Below are 20283 nucleotides of genomic sequence, written 5' to 3' on the forward strand. Positions count from 1 at the left end.
ATGAAACGCAGCCTATGTGCTTGCCCGGACGCCTCACAAGCCCGTGGTGCGAAGCGCCATGTCGCTTCGGATGATTTTGTCAGCGCGTGGCGAAGTCCACCGAAAGGTCGAAGCTGCGCGCCATGACCTTGAGGTCGCCGACAAGGGCCTCGGCGAAAGAGCGCATCACGACGAGATCGAAGCGTGTTTCGCCGGTGCGGGCGAGGTTGACCGACAGGTGATTGCACAGGACGTTCGCCGCGCGGCCGACCGGAAAGGCATCGGCATGCAGATCGAGGGCAATCCCGTTCGCAAGGATGCGGGCGGCGTCGGGTCCGCAGAGCGTCAGCATCACGCGGCCATGGCTCTGGTCGACGATATGGGCGAAATCACCGAGCCGGACGGCGAGCTCGGCAACCAGCGTTTCCGGCGCATGCACCTCGGACAGAACCAGCCATTCGCCGGGGCCGGAAAAACGCGCCTCGAATTCGCCGTCGGAAACAAGGATGCCCGCCGCCTCCGCCGCCCAGCCGGGTGCGGCCAGAACCATCGCGATCGCCGTCGCGCGATGGACGGCGAGATGGTTCGCCCGCCGCTCGGAAATCGCCCCGATGGTGCCGTCCAGCGCGTGCACCGCCTGATAATCGTATGCCATGCCTCTACCTCACGCCATCAGCTTGCGGTTTTCCGGATCGACGAAGACCGGATCGCAGACTTCCGCCATGGTCTCGACGCCGCGCAACTGGTCCCAGACCACGACCCTCTCGCCATACCGCTCACGGCCGGATTTCAGGAAGGCAAGCGCGATATGCCCGCCGACCGTCGGCGAGAAGCAGGCGGAGCTGACCCAGCCCTGGTCATTCAGCGTCGAGGGCTTTGCGCCGTCCTTCAGCAGGTGCGCGCCGGCCCGCATGTCCTTGTCCGCTTCCAGCGCCCTCAGGCCGACGAGCTGCGCGCGGTCCGCCGCCGTCAGGCCGAAGCGCGTCGAAAGCCGCTTGCCGATGAAGTCCGGCTTGCCGTTCGCCATCATGCGGCCGAGGCCGGCATCGTCGGGCGTGACGCGGCCGTCGAGTTCGGCATGGGTCACATGGCCCTTCTCGAGGCGCAGCACGTTCAATGCCTCGACGCCATAGGCGCAGATGCCGTGCGCCTGCCCCGCCCGCATCAGCGCATCGGCGACGGTCTCGCCATAGCCCGCCGGCACGGCCAGTTCATAGGCAAGTTCGCCGGAGAAGGAGATCCGGAAAAGCCGCGCCTTCAGATTGCCCTTCAGCCGCACCTCGCGGGCGGCGAGGAACGGAACCGCCGCATTCGACACGTCGTCCTCGATGATGGCCTGCAGAATGGTGCGCGCCTTCGGCCCGGCCAGCGACATCTGCGCCCACTGGTCCGAAACGGAAAGGAACCGCACCTTGAGGTCCGGCCAGAGCGCCTGCGCGGCAAATTCCATATGCGAGAGCACGCCGCCCGCCATGGCCGTCGTCGTGGTGACGAGGAAATGCTCCTCCGCCAGACGGCTCACCGTGCCGTCGTCATAGACCATGCCGTCTTCGCGCAGCATCAGGCCGTAGCGCGCCTTGCCGACGGGCAGCTTCAGCATCGGGTTGCAATAGAGCCGATTGAGGAACTCGGCGGCATCCGGCCCGAAAACCTCGATCTTGCCGAGGGTCGAGACGTCGCAGAGACCGGCATTCTCCCGCACGGTGCGAACCTCGCGGTCGACGCTCTCCCGCCAGGTCTTTTCCCCTGTCCTCGGAAACCAGGACGAGCGGTACCAGAGCCCCGAATCGATGAAGACCGCGCCGTTGCGCGCCGCCCAGCCGTGCAGCGGCGAGCGGCGGACCGGCATGGCGTGTTCGCCGACGGAGGTGCCGGCCAGCGCGCCGAAGGAGACGGGCGTGTAGAACGGCCGGAAGGTCGTGGTGCCGACCTCGGCCGGGCTGACGCCGCGCATGGCCGCGAGAATGCCGATGGCGTTGACATTGCCGAGCTTGCCCTGGTCCGTCGCCATGCCGCCCGTCGTATAGCGCTTGGCATGCTCGACATGGCCGAAGCCCTCGCGCACGGCCAGGCCGAGATCCCGGGTGTGCACGTCGTTCTGGAAATCGACGAAGGCCTTGGATTTCGCGCCCGGCACATGCCAGAGCGCCGTGAAGGACGGGTCCACGTCCGCGCCGACCGAGGGCCGCTCGAAGCCGGCGACGGGGCGGCCGAAGGTCTCCACGATGGCCGACGCCTTGCGCGCGCCGTCCTCGAAGCATTCCGAAAGCCGGTAGTGCCCCGCCGCGGCACCGGCCATCACGAGGCCGCCCGCTTCCGGCGCGAGGAAGGCCTGCATCGCCTCGGACCAAACCGGCCTGCCGCCGCGCTGGCAGGCAAGGTGGATGACCGGGCTCCAGCCGCCGGACATGGCGACGGCATCGCAGGCGATCAGGTCCTCGAAGCCGCCGCGATCCGTGACGATCGCGCGGACCCGCTTGCGGCCCTTCGTATCGACGACGGCGCCGCCGCGAATGAGCCGCACGCCCTCCGGCGCCCGGTCGGCGGCGTCCATGCGGCTATCGACAAGCGCCGCGATATCGATGCCCTGCGCCGCAAGGTCCGCGGCGGTGCGGTAGCCGGCCGAACCGTTGGTGAAGATCGCCACCGACTTGCCGACGGCGACGCCGAAGCGGTTGGCATAGCTGCTGGCAGCGCTCGCCGTCAGGATGCCCGGCCGGTCGTTGCCGCCGAAGACCAGCGGCCGCTCCTCCGCGCCGGTGGCAAGGATCGCCTGCTTCGCCACGATGCGCCACAGGCGCTCGACCGGCCTTGCCGCATCGATGACCGCGCTGTGCTTCTGCACCCGCTCGACGGCGCCGAAGACATTGCCGTCGTACCAGCCGAACACGGTGGTGCGCGGCAGCAGCGTGACGTTCGGGCTGTTCCGGAGCTCGTCGATGACCCGCCGGGCGAAGACGAACGGCGCCTCGCCATCCAGCAGCGTCGTCTCGCAAAGCAGCGCGCCGCCGAGGGCAAAGTCCTGCTCGGCGAGGATGACGCGCAAGCCCGACCGGGCGGCGACCAGCGCGGCGGCGAGACCTGCCGGGCCGGAGCCGACGACCAGCAGGTCGCAATGCGCCCAGCTCTTCTCGTAGGCGTCGGGGTCGCGCGGCAGGTCCGTGCGGCCAAGGCCGGCGGCGCGGCGGATCAGCGGCTCGTAGAGCTTTTCCCAGAAGGCGGCGGGCCACATGAAGGTCTTGTAGTAGAAGCCGGCCGACAGGAAACGCGACATCCGGTCGTTCACCGCGCCGATGTCATAGGCAAGGCTCGGCCAGCGGTTCTGGCTGGTCGCGGCAAGGCCGTTATAGAGTTCGGCGACCGTCGCCTTCGTGTTCGGCTCGCGCCGCGCGCCGCTGCCGATGGTGACGAGTGCGTTGGGCTCGGACGGGCCGGCCGTCACGATGCCGCGCGGGCGGTGGTACTTGAAGCTGCGGCCGACGAGCAGCCTGTCATTGGCCAAAAGCGCCGAGGCGAGCGTATCGCCGGCATGGCCCTTGAAGCTCGCGCCGTCGAAGGTGAAGCCGAGGGCATGGCTGCGCTCGACGAGGCCGCCGGCGGGAAGGCGATAGGCGGTCATTGCGCGCCTCCCTGCCCGGCCGCGGCATCGGTCACGGCAAACACCTCATGGGAAAAATTGTCCCGCTCCACCACCAGCCAGCGCCGGCAGCCGGCGACATGCTGCCAATGCTCGCGGATGCGTCCGCGCGGGTTGGCGCGCACATGCACATAGTCGTGCCAGGCCTCGTCGGCGGCCATCGGCGCCGGGCGGACGGGCGTCGCATCGCCGCGGATCGAAAACTCTTCCTTGGGGCGCGTGCCGCAATGCGGACAGGAAATCAGGCTTGCCATGGCTTGTCTCAATGCAGGTTCGGCTGGGTGCCGGCACCCGCCTCGTCGATCGGGAAACCGCGCTCGAAACGATCGAGCCGGAGCGCGCGCGCCACATGATGGCTCTCGCCCCTGGCGATCAGATGCGCGAAGCAGAAGCCGGAGGCGGGCGTCGCCTTGAAGCCGCCATAGCACCAGCCACAGTTCAGGTAGAGGTTTTCGATGGGCGTGCGGTCGATGATGGGCGATCCGTCCATCGACATGTCCATGACGCCGCCCCAGCTTCGCAGCACCCGCACGCGGGAAAGGCCGGGGATCATCGTCACCCCCTCCTCCATGACATGCTCGGCCGTCGCGAGATTGCCGCGCTGGGCATAGGAGGAATAGCCGTCGATCTCCGCGCCGAAGACCAGCCCGCCCTTGTCGGACTGGGAAATGTAGAAGTGTCCCGCGCCATAGGTGATGACATGGTCGATGCAGGGCTTCAGCCCTTCCGTGACGAAGGCTTGCAGGACGTGGCTTTCGATCGGCAGCTTCAGTCCGGCCATCGCGCCGACGCGCGAGGTGTTGCCGGCGGCGGCCAGCGCCAGCTTGTTGCAGCCGATGAAGCCCCTGGTCGTCTCGACACCCGTCACCACGCCGTTTTCGCGGCGGATGCCGGTGACCTCGCAATTCTGGATCAGATCGACGCCATGCCGGTCGGCACCGCGCGCAAAGCCCCAGGCGACCGCATCGTGCCGCGCCGTGCCCGCGCGCCGTTGCAGCAAGCCGCCGACGATCGGGAAGCGGGCATGGTCGAAATTGAGGAAGGGCAGCATCTTCTTCAGCGTCTCGCGGTCGAGCTGTTCCGCCGCCACGCCCTCCATCATCATGGCGTTGCCGCGCCTGACATAGTGATCGCGCTGGCTGTCGTTATGATAGAGGCTGATGATGCCGCGCTGCGAGAGCATGACATTGTAGTTGAGGTCCTGCTCCAGCCCTTCCCAGAGCTTCAGCGAGAACTCGTAGAAGGGCTCGTTGCCGGGCAGCATGTAGTTCGAGCGCACGATGGTCGTGTTGCGCCCGACATTGCCGGAGCCGAGATAACCCTTTTCAAGCACCGCCACATTGCGCAGGCCGAATTCCTTGGCGAGGTAATAGGCCGTCGCCAAGCCATGCCCGCCGCCGCCGACAATGATCACGTCATAATGCGGCTTCGGCTGTGGCTCCCGCCAGGCGGGCTTCCAGCCGAGGTTTCCGGCAAGGGCTTGTTTGAAGATAGAAAAGGCGGAGTAGCGCATGCGAAATCCCGGATCAGTTGGCCCACATTCGCATATGCAGCACAAACGGCAAGACGGGGCAGCGCCGCAGCCCCGCACAAGTGCGACTCTTTCCACATCGCCCAGCTGGCACGCGACATTGCTTTCGTCCCGGCGCGCGGCTAAGCCAGGGGCAGGAAAGGCCGGGAAACCCATGCAGGCAGACCTTGCGGAATTGAAACAGGTGATGGAGAGCGCCGCGCTTGCCGCAGGCCGCGCCATCATGGCGATCCACAGCGCCGGGCCCGACGTGCACTACAAGCCGGACAGTTCGCCGGTGACAGAGGCCGACGAAGAGGCCGAACGGCTGATTCTCGCTGCGCTTGGGCGCTATTTTCCCGCGATCCCGGTCGTGGCGGAAGAGGCGGTCGCCGCCGGCATCATCCCGGACATTTCCGGCGGCCTGTTCTTCCTCGTCGATCCTCTTGACGGCACCAAGGAATTCATCGCCGGCCGCAGCGAATTCACCGTCAACATCGCCCTCATCCGCAACGGCGCGCCGATCGCCGGCATCGTGCTCGCGCCGGCCCTCTCGTCGGGTTTCGTCGCGGTTGAAAACCGCGCGGAACGTTTCGCGGTGACGGACGATTTCGCCATCGGCGAAAGACAGGCGATCGGCTGTCGCGGCCGCGGCAAGGCGCTGACCGCCGTCGCCAGCCGTTCGCACGATACGCCGGAGACGGCGCGGTTCCTCGACGATCACGGCATCGACGCCTGCACCGCCATCGGCTCATCGCTGAAATTCTGCCTCGTCGCCGAGGGCCTTGCCGACGTCTATCCCCGCTTCAGCCGCACCATGGAATGGGACACGGCAGCGGGCGACGCGATCTTGCGCGCCGCCGGCGGCGAAACCCGCACCCTCGACGGCGCACCGCTCGCCTACGGCAAGCGCAACCAGGCGCACGATGCCGACTTTGCCAACCCGAACTTCATCGCCGCCGGCGCCGGCTGGAGCACGGCCGCCCAAAAAAGATGACCCCGCCTTGCAGCGGGGTCGGAAGTCGTCGGCTCATGCTGCCGGAACGGGCTCGGGCTCAGGCGCCGAGAGGTTTTCGTCCCTCTTCTCTTCCGGCTTGATGCGGAACCAGGCGATGTAGAGCGCCGGCAGGAAGAGCAGCGTCAGCACCGTGCCGACGATGATGCCGCCCATCATGGCATAGGCCATCGGCCCCCAGAACACTTCGCGCGAGATGGGGATGAGCGCGAGGCTCGCCGCCGCCGCCGTCAGCATGATCGGCCGCATGCGATGTTCGGTCGCCTCGCGCACCGCATCCCAGGCATGCATGCCCTCCCGCCTCAAATCCTCGATCTGCACGACGAGGATGACGGAATTTCGGATCAGGATGCCGATCAGCGCAAGCACCCCGAGGATCGCGACAAAGCCGAGCGGCGCACCGCTGCCGATAAGCGCGATGACCACCCCAATCAGCGCCAGGGGCGCCACCGCGAAGACGAGGAACAGCCGCGAGAAGCTCTGGAGCTGAAGCATCAGGATCGTCGCCATGGCAAACAGCATGAGCGGCACGACGGCGACGATCGGCGCCTGGCTGTTGGCGCTCTCCTCGACCGAGCCGCCGACGGCGATGCTGTAGCCGGACGGCAGGTCCTGGCCGAAGGCGGAAACGTCCTTTTCCATCTGCGAGACGATCGTCGCCGGCTGTACGCCACCGGTGACGCTGGCCTTGACGGTGATGGTCGGCTGGCGCGAACGGCGCCAGACGACGGGCTGCTCCATCTCGTAGCGGAAGTTCGCGACGGCGGCGAGCGGCACCGAGGTGCCGTTTGCCGTCGGAAGCTGCATCTGGCGCAGCGTCTCGATGGATTCGCGCTCGCTCGCCCGCGCCCTACCGATGACGTCGATCAGATAGACGTCGTCGCGGATCTGGGTGACCGTCGTGCCGCCGACGACGCCGTTGAGCGCGGAGGAAATGTCCTGCGAGGTCACGCCGAGCTGGCGCGCCTTGTCCTGCAGCACATCGACCTTCACCACGCGCGCCGGCTCGTTCCAGTCATAGACGATGTCGCCGAGGCGGTCGTTCCTGCCGAGGAGTTCGCCGAAGGCGAGTGCCTGCGCGCGCACTTCCTGGATGTCCGGCCCGCTGATGCGGTACTGGATCGGCCGGCCGACCGGCGGACCGATATCGAGCAGTTTGACGAGCGCGTCCGTGCCGACGAAGGTGTCGCGCAGATAGGTTTCAAGATCCGCCTTCAGGCGGTCGCGGGCCTCCAGGTCCTTGCTGACGATGATGGTCTGGCCGAAGGCCGGCGACGGCGGCTGCACGTCGAAGGAAAGCAGGAAGCGCACGGCGCCTTCGCCCACATAGGAGGACCAGCGCTCGATATCCGGGTTGCCCTTCAGCTTGTCTTCCTCGAGCTTGGCGATCTGCGCATTGGTCTCGGCAATGGAGGCGTTCTGCGGCAGCGCCCAGTCGATGACCAGTTCCGGCCGGTCGGAGGACGGGAAGAACTGCTCCTGCACGAAGCGCATGCCGAAGACCGAGACGGCGAAGATCAGCACCGTCGCGACGATCGTCGTCCATTTCCAGCGCATGCAGACGTCGAGGATGCGCGCGAAGCCGCGGGCGACCCAGCCCTTCTGCTCGTGGTGCTTCTTCATGCTCTTCGGCAGGATCGTGACGCCAAGCAGCGGCGTGAAGATGACCGCGACCACCCAGGACACGACGAGCGAAATGGCGATGACGACGAAGAGGCTGAAGGTGAACTCGCCGGCCGCGCTGTTGTTGAGGCCGATCGGGATGAAGCCCGCCACCGTGACCAGCGTGCCGGTCAGCATCGGGAAGGCGGTGGAGGTGTAGACGTAGGTCGCCGCCTTGCGCAGCGAATCGCCCATTTCCAGCCGCGCCACCATCATCTCGACGGCGATCATGGCGTCGTCGACGAGCAGGCCGAGCGCGATGATCAGGGCCCCCAGCGACACGCGCTGCAGGGAGATGCCGTCGTAATACATGAAGACGAAGGTGATGCCGAGCGTCAGCGGAATGGACAGCGCCACGACGAGGCCGGCACGAAGGCCGAGGCTGACGAAGCTGACGATGAGGACGATGGCGACCGCTTCGAACAGCGCCCGCGTGAAGCCGGACACCGCCTCCTCGACGACCTTCGGCTGGTCGGAAACGAGATGCACGTCAACGCCGACCGGCAGCTCGTGCGACAGGAGTTCGATCTCCTTTTCCACCGCCGCGCCGAACTCCAGAAGGTTGGAGCCCTGCTTCATGCCGATCGCAAGGCCGATCGCCGGTTCGCCGTTGAAGCGGAACAGCGCCGACGGCGGATCCTGGTAGCCGCGGGTGATGGTGGCGATGTCGGAAAGGCGGAAGAAGCGGTTGTTGACGCGCAGGTTCACCTCGCGAAGGCTTTCTTCCGAGGAGAACTGGCCGCCGACGCGCACGCTGACGCGCTCGCCGCCCGCCTGCACCACGCCGGACGGGGCGATCGCGTTCTGCGCCTGAAGGGTCGAGACGACCTGCTGCGTGGAAATGCCGAGCGCGGCAAGCTGGCGCGTCGAGAACTCGAGATAGATCACCTCGTCCTGCGCGCCGACGAGATCGACCTTGCCGATATTCGGCACGGTGAGGACGCGCGTGCGGGCATCCTCCACATAGTCGCGAAGCTGGCGCGGCGTCAGGCCGTCGGCGGTGAAAGCGTAGATATTGCCGAAGACGTCGCCGAAGCGGTCGTTGAAGGCCGGGCCGATGACGCCGGAGGGGAAATCGCCCCTGATATCGTTGATCATGTTGCGCACCGTCAGCCAGGTCGGCGCGACGTCGCGTGCGCGGGTCGTCGGCTTCAGGTTGACGAAGACCAGCGTCTGGCCGGGCGTCGTCACGCTGCGGCTGAAATCGAGCGATTCCAGCTCTTCCAGCTTGCGCTCGATACGTTCCGTCACCTGCCGCGTCGTCTCCTCGACGGATGCGCCGGGCCAGGCCGCGCTGATCGTCATCGTCTTGATGACGAAGGACGGATCCTCCTCGCGGCCGAGGTTCTGGTAGGTAAAGAAACCGAGCAGCGCGAAGACGATCATGAAGTACCAGACGAGCGATGCATGATCGAGCGCCCAGTCAGAAAGGTTGAACTTCTTCATAGGCTTGCCTCGTCTTCGATCTTTATCTTCTGGCCTTCTTCGAGGCTGTTCACCCCGGCGGTGACGACGCGGTCGCCGTCCTTCAGCCCGCTTGCCACGGGCAGGTAGCGGCCGACGGCGGCGCCCGTCTCGACCGGCGCCAGATGCACCTCGCCCTTGCCCGCATCGACGAGCCAGACATGCGGCTTGCCGTCCTTCTGCAACACAGCCGTCTCCGGCACCATGATGGCCGTCAGGTCCGGTCCTTCGAGTTCGGCGGTGATCGTCGTGCCGAGGCGAACGGTCTCCGGCGGGTTCTCCAGCGCGATCTTGACGCGCCGCGTGCGGGTCACCGCATCGGCGGACGGCGCGACCTCGCGCACGCTCCCCTTGACGGTGATGGCGGGGTTGATCTGCAGGGAGACCGTGAACCGGCTGCCGATGGCAATGGCCTCGGCCGTTTCCGGAATATCGACCACCGCGTCCCGCTCGTCCGGGCGGGCGACCGTGACGATGGCCTCGCCGGGCGAAACGGTCTGCCCGACCTCGGCGCCGGTCGCGACGACGACGCCGTCGAATTCGGCGAGGATCTGCGTGTAGGAAAGCTGCTCCTCAGCCTTCACCAGCGCCGTGCGGGCGCGGATGAGGCCGGCATCGGCCGCCTCGCGTGACTGCTCGGCGCTTTCCACGGCAGCCTTCGCCGCCGCATTCGATTGCAGCAGCGTCTTCTGCCGCTCCTCGGCGGCAACCGCGCTAGCAAGCGTCGCCTCGGCGCTGGAAAGCTCCGCGCGGGCGGAACGGACCGCAAGCTCATAGGCCGTCGCATCCAGCACGGCGAGCACATCGCCCTTCTTCACGAGATCGCCGACATGGACGCCGCGCGAGACGAGGCGTCCGGCAACGCGCGAGCCGAGCGCAGCCTGCACCCTCGCCTGCACCGTGCCGGCAAAACGCGTGCCGGGCAGCGCGGTGGGCGTGACGACGACCGAGAGCACCGGCCGCGGCGGCGCGGCAGTCTCTTCTTCCTTGTTGCAGCCGGCGAGCGTCATGGCGGCAAGGACAGCCATGGCCAGCGGGAGGGATGTCCTCATTGGGCAGTTCCTTCGGTCGCGGTGACGGTCTGGCCGGGCCGCAGCAGCTTGGTGCCGTCGGCGACATAGGTCTCCCCTTCCTCGATGCCTCCGGAAACGAGCGCGACGCCCGTCTCGAAGGACAGCACCTCGACCGGGCGCAGGCTGACCGTGTTCTTCGCCTTGTCGACGATCCACAGCGCCGGCTTGCCGTCGATGCCGGAGAGTGCCTGCCACGGCACGACCGCGACACGGCGCGGCGCAAGCGCCCCGACACCGACGACGGACGCGCCGAGCGTCATTTCCGGCGGCGTCTGGTCCATGGCGATCTTCACCCGCACCGTGCCGGTCTGGCTGTCGATGGTCGGCGAGACCTCGCGCACAGTGCCGGTCGTGCGCACCTTGTCGTCGCTCAGCAGCGTGACGACCACGCCGTCCTTGGCGGGTTGAGCGAAGAACAGCGATTCGTAGACGTTGAAGACTGCGTCGCGCGGGCCGGTATCGGCGATGGTGAACATGGTCTGCGCCGCCTGGGCGACTTGGCCGCTCTCGGCAAGGCGTGCCGTGACGATGCCATCGGCGGGCGCGCGCAGCTCCGTATAGGAGAGCACTTCCTTGGCCGTGTCGCGCTGGGCGATCGCCGCCTCGCGGGCGCTTTCGGCCGTGCGCAACGCCGTCTCGGCATCGTCGAAATCACGCCGCGTGCTGATGCCGTCGTTCAAGAGCGATTTCTGCCGGTCGAAATTGGCGCGGGCGAGCTTGAGCTGGGCTTCGGCCGCGCGCACGCCCGCCTCGGCAGCCTCGACATCCGCCTTCTGCTCCTCGGGATCGAGCCGGGCCAGAACCTGGCCTTGCCTGACCGCATCGCCCACATCGACGAACCAGCCGGTGATGCGCCCGCCGACACGGAAGGAGAGGTCCGTCTCCACCCGCGCCACCACCTCGCCGGTGATGGTGACCGATTGCTTGCGTTCCTCGAAATGCACCGGCGCGACATGCACCGGCCGCGCCGCACCATCGGCAAGAGCCGGCAAGGCGGCGGCGGAAAGCAAAAGCGCCGCCAGCATCAATTTGCCCGATCGGGTCATTCTCGTCTCCACTGTTGCAGAAACCCCATTTAATATGGGTCCTCATTATATCGCGAAGAACAGTCTGGCAAGCCGCCGCACCATCAGGCGTTGAACATGCCGCAGCCTGAATGTGGCGGAGTCCGAAGAAAAAGCCAATCAGGAGGGCCCTATGACAGAAAAATATAATAAGTCATATTTTTCATTGACCTAGCCCGGCGCCATCCGCCCGGCCAAAACAACAAAGCCGCCGGCAGCCTCGAAACCTCTGCGGGTCTCTATGGCGCTGCACGACGGCTTTACCGGAGCGTCATTCGTTGGACGCTTCTATCTCGGTCCCCTCTGGACCTGCTGTTGGAAAAGCAGGAAGCGTGCCAGTTTCAGGAAGTTCCGAATCCAAAAGTGATTTCATATTACTAAAGATTTTCCTGATGCATGCCGCAACGGGATGGACACGCCGAGGCTGTTCAATTCCTGTGCAACGTCCGAATCCGGCGCAGCGCCTCGCCCAACAAAAAGGCGGCCGTCACCGGCCGCCTGCGTTTTTTAACCGGCTGGAGAAGGCTCAGAACTCCTGCCAATCCTGCGCCGCGGCCGCGGCCTGTCCGCCGCCGAAGGCGGTGGCGAGCTTGTTGCCGAGTGCCCGTGCACCCGAGGCGACCGGGCGGTGTTCGGCGGGCGTTGCCGCCACCGCGCGCATGCCGCCTGCGCCCGCCCCCAGCCGGAACTGCGCGATGAGCGTGTTCAGCGCCGCCGCCTCGGTGGCAAGCGCATGGCTCGCCGCCGTCTGTTCCTCCACCATGGCCGCGTTCTTCTGCGTGCCCTGGTCGATGGAGTTCACCGCCGCGCTGATCTCGTTGAGGCCCGTCGACTGCTCGCGCGCCGAACGCACGATCGCCGCGACATTCTGATCGATCTCCTGAACCTGGTTGACGATTTCCGAGAGCGACGAACCGGTCTCGCCGACCAGCGTCACGCCGAGATTCACCTGCTCTCCCGACTTGGTGATGAGCGCCTTGATTTCCTTGGCGGCATTGGCCGAGCGTTGCGCAAGCTCGCGCACCTCCTGCGCGACGACCGCAAAGCCCTTGCCGGCCTCCCCTGCCCGCGCCGCCTCGACGCCGGCATTCAGTGCCAGAAGGTTTGTCTGGAAGGCAATCTCGTCGATGACGCCGATGATGTTGGAGATTTCGCGCGATGAATTCTCGATGCCGCTCATCGCACTCACGGCGCGGCGCACGACCTCGCCCGACTTTTCGGCGCCTGCGCGGGTGCGCTCGACGAGCTGGCCGGCGTCTTCCGCCCGCTTGGTGGCGTCCTTGAGCGAGGTGGTGATTTCCTCCAGCGCCGCGGCCGTTTCCTCGACGGATGCCGCCTGCTGCTCGGTGCGCTTGGCAAGATCGTCGGAAGCGGAGCGGATTTCGGCGGAGCCGGCCTGGATGGCATTGGCATTGCTGCCGACCGAGCGGAGCGCCGATTGCAGCTTTTCGACCGAGGCGTTGAAGTCGTGGCGTACCTCGTCGAGCGACCCCGCAAAGGCCTCATGGATCCGGTGCGTCATGTCGCCGTCGGCGAGCTTCTGCAGGCCCTGGGCCAGCGCCTCGACGGCAACGCGCGTCTGGCGTTCGCGCTCGGCGGTTTCCTCGGCGCGCTGGCGGCGCTCGTCTTCCGAAAGCGCGCGGTTCTGTTCCGCCTCGCCCTCGAGGCGAACCTTGGCGAGCGTCGCATCGCGCAGCACGGCAAGCGAGCGGGCCATTTCGCCGATCTCGTCCTGGCGCTCGGATTCCGAGAGATCGACATCCGTGCGGCCGCGGGCGATTTCGCTCGTCGCGACGATGACCTTGTCGAGCCGCTTGCGGAAACGGGCAGCGAGCAGCCAGCCGATCACGATCATCAGGCCTGCCGCGATAGCAATGACGATGATCGAGGTAAGCGCAAGGTTGGAAAGGCTGGCGAACAGGACCGATTTCGGCACCGATACGACGGCGAACCAGACGGCGCCCGGGCTCAGGTTGACGGGAACCGCGACCGCCATGGAAGCGACGCCGGCCGCATCCGTCAATTCGAACGCCTTTCCAGGATTTTCAATCAGGCGCTGCCAGGTGGCGACGTCAAGGCCGGAATCCTTCAGCGGCTTTCCGAGCGCTGCCTTGTCGGGATGGCTGATGACGCTGCCGCTGCTGCTCAGGAGCGCGACGTAACCTTCGCCAAGCGGCTTCAACCTGGCAATGTCGGCCGCCAGCGCATCGAGTGCAACGTCCGTGCCCGCCATTCCCTTGAACGCGCCATCGTACAGCAACGGCGTCACGAACGAGGTCATCAGCGTGTCCTTGCCGCCGACGCTGTATACATAGGGCTCGGAGAGGTAATCCTTGCCGGTTGTCTTCGGCACCTGATAGTAGTCGCCCGGTCCCGGCTTGTCGTAGTCGACCAGGGCCTCGATCGTCATGCCGCCGTTCGAACGGATCGTATAGGGCACATAGCGGCCGCTCGCATCGTGGCCGGGCTTGTCCTTGTATTCGGCGTCCCTGCCGTCGAAGGCGTCTGGCTCCCAGGCTGTGTAGACACCGACGGCAATGGGCGTGTCCGTCAGCAGTCGTTTCATCATCATGTCGAACTGTTCGCGGCTCGGCTGCGCGCCGTCCTTCATCGCGAAAAGAGCCGAACGCATGTTCCAGCTCAACGTCTTCACCTGCGCGAAGGTCGTCTTCACCTCGCCGGCGCTGGCTTCCGCCGCGTTCACCATTTCCGAAATCGACCGCTCCTCCACGGTGCGGTAGGACAGCCAGAGCAGGACGCCCGCCGTCGCCACGGTCGTGGCAACACCGGCCGCCACGATGGCGAACATGTTTCGGGCAGTCGCAGTCTTTGGCAGCATAAACGTCTCCTCGCATCCGGGCGCGCCGGCAATCATCGGAAATGGCGGACATGCCGACGACGCGGCGAAAAAGAGACGAAGTCATTTCGCGAGGGGAAGCGTAAGCGGATGCTGGTTTATGAAACGATAAAATTCGAATGATCGAGCGCAGGAACAGAATGGGTGGATAAACGCTATATCTGAAACGGCGGTTTTTCAGCGTGGCGAGGCGACCCGGCCGCTTCGCAATGCTTGTCACCCGTCGTTCAGGAAAAGTGAACAATCCGTTCGCCGGACCCGGCCTTCCGGGAGCGTAGGCAAGGGGCGATATTCGCTTCAACGCAAGGCCCCAAGAGCGGGGCACGCACAAGGACAGTCCGGACCCTTCCGGAGAGGAGTTTCTCATGACCCTGCAGCTTACAGGCATCCACCACCTGACCGCGATCACGGCGAACGCGCCGGAAAACCTGCGCTTCTACACGCAGACGCTCGGCCTGCGCCTCGTCAAGAAGACCGTCAACCAGGACGATACCAGCGCCTACCATCTCTTCTATGCCGACGGGCTCGCCTCGCCCGGCACGGACCTGACCTTCTTCGATTGGCCGGTCGGCCACGAGCGGCGCGGCACGCACAGCGTTTCCCGCACGGGCCTGCGCATTGCCAGCCTTTCGACGCTCGAATGGTGGAAAGCCCGCTTTGCCGACCTCAAGGTCAAGGCCGGCGATATCCGAGATGTCGGCGGCCGTGCCACGCTCGATTTCGAGGATGGCGAAGGCCAGCGCTTCCGCCTGACCGTCGACAATGCCGGCGCACCGTCCAATCCGTGGGAAAAGAGCCCGGTTCCGGCCGAACACCAGATCAAGGGCCTCGGCCCCATCACGCTGAGCGTGCCTGACATCCGCAACACGGAGACCGTTCTCGTCCACGTCATGAACATGGCGCAGACCTCGACCTACCCGAACCCGGATGGCGCGGGCGACGTCCACGTCTTCTCGATGGGCGAAGGCGGTCCGGCAGCCGAGCTGCATGTCGCCGTCGAACCGGACATGCCGGCAGCCCATCAGGGTGCGGGCGCCGTACACCACGTCGCCTTCCGCGCACCTGACGTCGAGGCGCTGCATGCCTGGACGGAGCGCCTGCGCGGTTTCCGCCTGCCCTCCAGCGGCGAGGTCGAGCGCTTCTACTTCCGCTCGCTCTACTTCCGCGAGCCGAACGGCATCCTGTTCGAGATCGCCACGGATGGTCCCGGCTTTGCCGTGGACGAGCCGCTCGAAACGCTCGGCGAGAGCCTGTCGCTGCCGCCCTTCCTCGAGCCGCGCCGCACGCAGATCGAGGCCAGGCTGAAGCCGCTCGCCTAAGCTGAACCGAACCCCGGCGCGACGACCGTCCGCCGGGGTTTTCTCTATCCATCGACGGGAGACATATGATGACGAAACTGGTGGCAATCTCGGGCAGCCTGCGCAAGGGCTCCTTCAACACGGCGCTGCTGCGCGCCGCCCTCGACATGGCGCCCGCCGGCACCAGCATCGTGGAGGGTTCGATCCGCAGCATTCCGCTTTACGACGGCGACGTGGAAGCCGCCGACGGCGTTCCGGAGGCCGCCACGCGCCTGAAGGACCTCGTCGCTGATGCGGACGGCGTCATCCTCTTCACCCCGGAATACAACAACGGCATTCCCGGCGTCTTCAAGAACGCCATCGACTGGATGAGCCGCCCCTCCTCCGACATTGCCCGCGTCTTCGGCGGCAAGCCCTTCGCCATCACCGGCGCCTCGCCAGGCAATTTCGGCACGCTGCTCTCGCAGGAAGCCTGGCTGCCCGTCATGCGCACGCTCGGCACGGTGCCGTGGTTCGGCGCCAAGCTGATGGTCTCGCGCGCCGGCACCGTCATCCAGGACGGCCGGATCGCCGACGAAGCGACCGAAAGGAAGCTGCGCGATTTCGTTGCAGGCTTTGCCGCCTTCGTCGCAGAATACAAGCGATAGGCTCAGCCCCATCGAATCGGAAGGGCGCGTCCTGCGACGCGCCCTTTTTCGTTTCAGCCACCGGCATCAGCCGATGACGCGTTCCTTGTAGGCCTTCGCCAGCTCCAGGTCGGCCCCGCCGATCTCGTGCCCGGCGGCGAGCAGCCGGTGCTCGACCGTGGCGCCGCGCGCCTTGAGGTGCCGTTCGAGGTCGCCCGCAAAGCGGCCATAGGGATCCGACTCGCCGCTCGCCATCAGCACGTTCGTGCCGGGCAGGTCCGTTGCCGGAACGGTCTCCAGCACGTTCATGCCCCGCAGCAGCACGGCGTTGCGGATGATGCCGGGATGCAGCAGCATGACCGCACCGATCATGTTCGCGCCGTTGGAGTAGCCGACGAACAGCGTCTTGTCGGGGTCAAGGCCATAGGCCGCGTTCGCTCCTTCCATGAAGGCCGCAAAGGCTTCCGCCTCGCTGACGATGTCCTTCTGGTCGAAGGTCGTCATGCTCAGCCGGCGGAAGAAGCGCGGATGGCCTTCATCGACGCTGCGCCCGCGCGGGCTGACGAGCACGGCATTCGGCGCAAGCCGTGCGCCGAAGGGCAGAAGGCTGGTCTCGTTGCCGCCGGTGCCGTGCAGCAGCACGACGGCGGTGCCGTCAGGATTTTCCGGGCGGTGCATCCGATGGATGAAGGGCAGGTCTCGTTCACTCATTCTCTCGTCTCCAGGTAGCGAGAATTGCGGAAGCCGCGCCCGGACATCCTCCGGGTCGGCACGAAAATGCTTCGGGATGAACAGCGTGTGCCCGAGCGTTTCCAGCGGCTCGTCGACCGTCATGCCAGGGCCGTCCGTCGCATATTCGACGAGGGAACCGCCGGGTTCTCGGACATAGAGCGAGTAGAAATAGCTGCGGTCATGCATGTTCGTGTCGCCCGCATCCTCGGCGGCGAGCCGGCCGGCCATCGCCTCCACGCTGGCCCGGTCGGGCGCACGCAGCGCGATATGGTCGATCGTCCCGGTACCGGGCGCGGACGTCCAGAAACCGCTGGCATTGCGGATGTCGAGCACGTCGCCCGCCTCCCCGCCAAGCCGGATGACACCGTCGGCCTCGGCGACCTTGCGGAAGCCGAAATGCCCGCCGATGAAGGCCGTCGTTTCCGCCGGCTTCTCCGACAGGATCGTCGCGCCGCGAATGCGCTGGATCGCGTCCCCCGCCGCGATGCCCCTTGTGACATGCGGCGCCGGACCGCTGACATCCGCCTCGCCGACGAGCTTGACGATGATGCCGTCCGGATCCTTGAAGCGCAGCACCGGTTCGCCGAACTCCTGCGCCGGACCGGTCATGGCGACGTTGTGCGTCAGCGCCCGCGTCAGCCAGAAGCCGATCGCCTCCGGCCGGATGGCGAGGGCGATCTCCGACGGTTGGCCGAGCCCGACCCGGCCGGGAGACCCATCCTCCCAGGCAAGGAAGGTGATCAGCGAGCCGGGGCTGGCCGCCGCATCGCCATAAAAAAGATGGAGCTGGTCAGCGTCCTCGTATCCCGCCGTTCGCTTGACGAGCCTGAGGCCGAGAAAGCCGACATAGAAATCGACGTTCGCCTGGATCTTCCGGGTAATCGCCGTGATGTGATGGATGCCGCTGGTCATGGGGCACCTCCTTTCGAAAGCACCCAATCAGGATTTGGCAGCCCGCGCCAGCGGGCGCGAGGTGAATGGATTGTTCACAAAATGAGACCGGCCCCGCTGAAAGGCGAGGCCGGCCGTAAACGGCACGCAACGGCCGCTTCGTGGGGATTGTGGTTCAGGCGGCCGCGCTATTGGCCGGGGACATCGCCCGCGCCGAGGCGGACGGATCGTTGAGAAGGCGGCGGATCGCCAGGCGCACTTCGTCTGCCGACGAGAAGCGTTGGGAATCCAGATCCCAAACGGAATATTTGACGGCCACGAACTTCAGCCGATCCTCATCCGGAACGACGACGCCGACGGCTTCACCACCGATTTCGATAACCTGCTTTTGCATAACAACTCCTGCCGCACCCGAGGGCACAGCCAATTCAATCTTGCGCTAAATTCGATGAGGGGAAATCAGATCACATTCGGCAGAGGGCCGTATGCGCTTTCCCTGTAATCGTTTCACGACAGGAGTACGCCACACGCACGGAGGCGATGCAGTTGATATGGTACATGACACACTCCTCTGGTTGGCGCTGACGCTAAAAAATAACTGCGTCAGGGATAGACCGGAATAAGACGCATGCGGTCTTCATGCGATGCTGCAACACATAAGCGGCTCTCCCTTTTTTGTCAATGGAATCTGCAGGTTTTTGGAAAAAATTGCTTCCGGATTTGTGTGACAATTCGAATCGCAAAATATTGTTCGCTGATGCAGCATTTTTCAGGAAAATATGTCGCGAAGACGGACATTCCGGGGAAATGCCGTGACGCAATCTGGCGGCGCAGCAAAAATCGGCCAACTTTCGCATAGCGGGCAAAAAAACATCCCCGCAGAACGGATCGCGTTGCATGGCGGACACACACCGCCGGCGAACGGGGAAAAAAACGTTGTGGGACCATTCTTTTTTAAGGAGGAGGCTCGATCTCGGCGTTAAACATAAATAAAGAGTGAATCAGAGATTTCTTGCGTTAATATGCCCAAAGGCCGACAGGATAGACCCATGAATTTCACCAGGACGCTTTTTCCGCTGAGCATGCTTCTCCTGTCAGGCTGCGTCGTCGGCCCCGACTACCAGAAGCCTGACACGGCGCTTCCGGCAAAGTTTTCCGAAAGCAGGGCGGCGAGCGCCGAAAACGTGGCGCTCAATCCGTGGTGGGAATCCTTCCGCGACAAGCGTCTCAACGGCCTCGTCCACCAGGGCATGGCCGAGAACCTCACCGTTCAGCAGGCGCTGGAGCGCATCACGGCGGCCGAAGCCAATGTCGTCGTTGCCGGCGCGGGCGGACTTCCGAGCATCGGCGCCTCTGCGGACGGCGACGTGAGCGGCCAGGACGGCAGCTATCTGCGCCGCTCCACCGGACGCGACCATTCCGAATCGAAGTCGATCTCGGCCGGCGTGAGCGCGTCGTGGCTGCTCGACTTCTTCGGCCAGTACCGCCGGTCCAAGGAAGCGGCGAACGCCTCGCTCGACGCCGCCTATGACGACGTCAGCGTTGCACGCCTCGCCTATCTCTCGGACCTCGTGTCGAGCTACATCAATGCGCGCTACTATCAGGAAGCGCTCGCGCTCAGCCGCAAGAACCTAGTTTCGCGCCGCGAGACGCTGAAGCTTACCAACGAGATCAAGGAAGCGGGCGCCGCCTCCAGCCTCGACGTGCTGCAGACCGAAGGCCTCGTCAACCAGACGCTGGCTGACCTGCCGGCACTGGAAACCGGCTTCCATCAGGCGGCGAACCATATCGCGACCCTGCTCGGCGTGCCGGCCAGCACCATCACCTCCAGCCTGATCAAGGGCTCGGCCCAGCCGATGCCGCGCTACGCGACCAAGACGGGCATTCCGGCGGACCTCATCCGCAACCGTCCCGACATCCGCGCGGCCGAGCGTCGCCTGCAGGCGGCAACGGCGCAGATCGGCGTCGCCGAATCGCAGCTCTATCCGAGCATCGAGCTTGGCGGCTCGATCGGCGTGGCGCGCAACTTCAATGCCGTGACCGGCAGCCTGTCGAGCTGGTCCTTCGGCCCGACGCTGAACCTGCCGATCTTCAACGGCGGCGCGCTGAAGGCGCAGGTCAAGATCGCCCGCTCGGAAGCCGAGCAGCAGTACCTGACCTGGAAGGCCACCGTGCTGAACGCGGTCGAGGAAGTCGAGAACGCCCAGACGGCGCTCATCCGCGACGGCCAGACGGTCGCGGCCCTGCGCAAGGTCGTCAATTCCTACGAGCAGACGCTGAACCTCGCCCGCGAAAGCTATCGCGGCGGCGCCAGCACGATCCTCGACGTGCTCGATGCCGAACGCAACGTCGCCTCGGCCCGCCTGTCGCTCGCTTCCGCCATCCGCCAGCTTGCCCGCGACTATGTCGCGCTCAACGTGGCAATCGGCGGCGGCGCGGAAATCGGCGCGGCGACGACGGTCGCCAGCAAGTAAG

Annotated in this window: 14 protein-coding genes; 4 read left to right on the forward strand and 10 right to left on the reverse strand. The window is 65.7% G+C overall.

Going from position 1 to position 20283, the window contains the following annotated elements; translation table 11 throughout:
- Positions 1–79: 79 nt before the first annotated feature.
- Genes Q9316_RS14010 through Q9316_RS14025 form a run of 4 tightly spaced genes read right to left on the reverse strand, consistent with a single transcriptional unit; the run spans position 80 to position 5129 of the window.
- A complete protein-coding gene (locus Q9316_RS14010; protein ID WP_306032215.1) occupies positions 80–634 on the reverse strand; it encodes a sarcosine oxidase subunit gamma in 555 nt (184 codons plus the stop codon).
- A gap of 9 nt (positions 635–643) precedes the next feature.
- Positions 644–3598: a sarcosine oxidase subunit alpha family protein gene (locus Q9316_RS14015; protein WP_306032216.1), complete on the reverse strand. Its 2955-nt coding sequence runs from the start codon at positions 3596–3598 to the stop codon at positions 644–646.
- Complete coding sequence (locus Q9316_RS14020) at positions 3595–3870, reverse strand: sarcosine oxidase subunit delta (RefSeq protein WP_306032217.1); 276 nt, start codon at positions 3868–3870, stop codon at positions 3595–3597. The genes Q9316_RS14015 and Q9316_RS14020 overlap by 4 nt, the downstream gene beginning before the upstream one ends.
- Before the next feature lie 8 nt (positions 3871–3878).
- Complete coding sequence (locus Q9316_RS14025; RefSeq protein ID WP_306032218.1) at positions 3879–5129, reverse strand: sarcosine oxidase subunit beta family protein; 1251 nt, start codon at positions 5127–5129, stop codon at positions 3879–3881.
- 193 nt (positions 5130–5322) lie between these two features.
- On the opposite strand from Q9316_RS14025, the gene cysQ reads away from it, so the two are divergent.
- Complete coding sequence (gene cysQ / locus Q9316_RS14030) at positions 5323–6123, forward strand: 3'(2'),5'-bisphosphate nucleotidase CysQ (RefSeq protein WP_306035304.1); 801 nt, start codon at positions 5323–5325, stop codon at positions 6121–6123.
- 33 nt (positions 6124–6156) lie between these two features.
- Here cysQ and Q9316_RS14035 read toward each other — a convergent pair whose 3' ends face one another.
- The 4 genes from Q9316_RS14035 to Q9316_RS14050 form a co-directional block, all read right to left on the reverse strand.
- Positions 6157–9249, reverse strand: coding sequence for an efflux RND transporter permease subunit (locus Q9316_RS14035; RefSeq protein ID WP_306032219.1), 3093 nt, complete (start codon positions 9247–9249; stop codon positions 6157–6159).
- Positions 9246–10319, reverse strand: coding sequence for an efflux RND transporter periplasmic adaptor subunit (locus Q9316_RS14040; RefSeq protein WP_306032220.1), 1074 nt, complete (start codon positions 10317–10319; stop codon positions 9246–9248). Before Q9316_RS14040 ends, Q9316_RS14035 begins: the two co-directional genes overlap by 4 nt.
- Complete coding sequence (locus Q9316_RS14045; RefSeq protein WP_306032221.1) at positions 10316–11386, reverse strand: efflux RND transporter periplasmic adaptor subunit; 1071 nt, start codon at positions 11384–11386, stop codon at positions 10316–10318. The genes Q9316_RS14040 and Q9316_RS14045 overlap by 4 nt, the downstream gene beginning before the upstream one ends.
- A 544-nt stretch (positions 11387–11930) precedes the next feature.
- A complete protein-coding gene (locus Q9316_RS14050) occupies positions 11931–14243 on the reverse strand; it encodes a methyl-accepting chemotaxis protein (protein WP_306032222.1) in 2313 nt (770 codons plus the stop codon).
- A 383-nt stretch (positions 14244–14626) separates the two neighbouring features.
- Here Q9316_RS14050 and Q9316_RS14055 point away from each other — a divergent pair, with 383 nt between their 5' ends.
- Both Q9316_RS14055 and Q9316_RS14060 read left to right on the forward strand, forming a co-directional pair.
- Positions 14627–15580 carry a ring-cleaving dioxygenase gene (locus Q9316_RS14055; protein ID WP_306032223.1) on the forward strand — a complete coding sequence of 318 codons (954 nt, stop codon included), beginning with the start codon at positions 14627–14629 and terminating at the stop codon, positions 15578–15580.
- Positions 15581–15648: 68 nt separating this feature from the next.
- Positions 15649–16206: an NADPH-dependent FMN reductase gene (locus Q9316_RS14060; RefSeq protein ID WP_306035305.1), complete on the forward strand. Its 558-nt coding sequence runs from the start codon at positions 15649–15651 to the stop codon at positions 16204–16206.
- A 66-nt stretch (positions 16207–16272) separates the two neighbouring features.
- On the opposite strand, the gene Q9316_RS14065 is transcribed toward Q9316_RS14060, so the two are convergent.
- Both Q9316_RS14065 and Q9316_RS14070 read right to left on the reverse strand, forming a co-directional pair.
- Positions 16273–17829 (reverse strand): VOC family protein, encoded by a 1557-nt coding sequence (locus Q9316_RS14065; RefSeq protein WP_306032224.1) that lies wholly within the window; start codon positions 17827–17829, stop codon positions 16273–16275.
- Positions 17830–17983: 154 nt separating this feature from the next.
- Positions 17984–18202, reverse strand: coding sequence for a hypothetical protein (locus Q9316_RS14070; RefSeq protein WP_306032225.1), 219 nt, complete (start codon positions 18200–18202; stop codon positions 17984–17986).
- A gap of 655 nt (positions 18203–18857) precedes the next feature.
- Between Q9316_RS14070 and Q9316_RS14075 the strand changes: the two genes are divergently transcribed.
- Positions 18858–20282, forward strand: a complete 1425-nt coding sequence (locus tag Q9316_RS14075) for an efflux transporter outer membrane subunit (RefSeq protein WP_306032226.1) — start codon at positions 18858–18860, stop codon at positions 20280–20282.
- Position 20283: the final 1 nt, after the last annotated feature.

The sequence above is a fragment of the Shinella zoogloeoides genome, from assembly GCF_030733845.1.
Taxonomy (GTDB): Bacteria; Pseudomonadota; Alphaproteobacteria; order Rhizobiales; family Rhizobiaceae; genus Shinella; species Shinella zoogloeoides_C.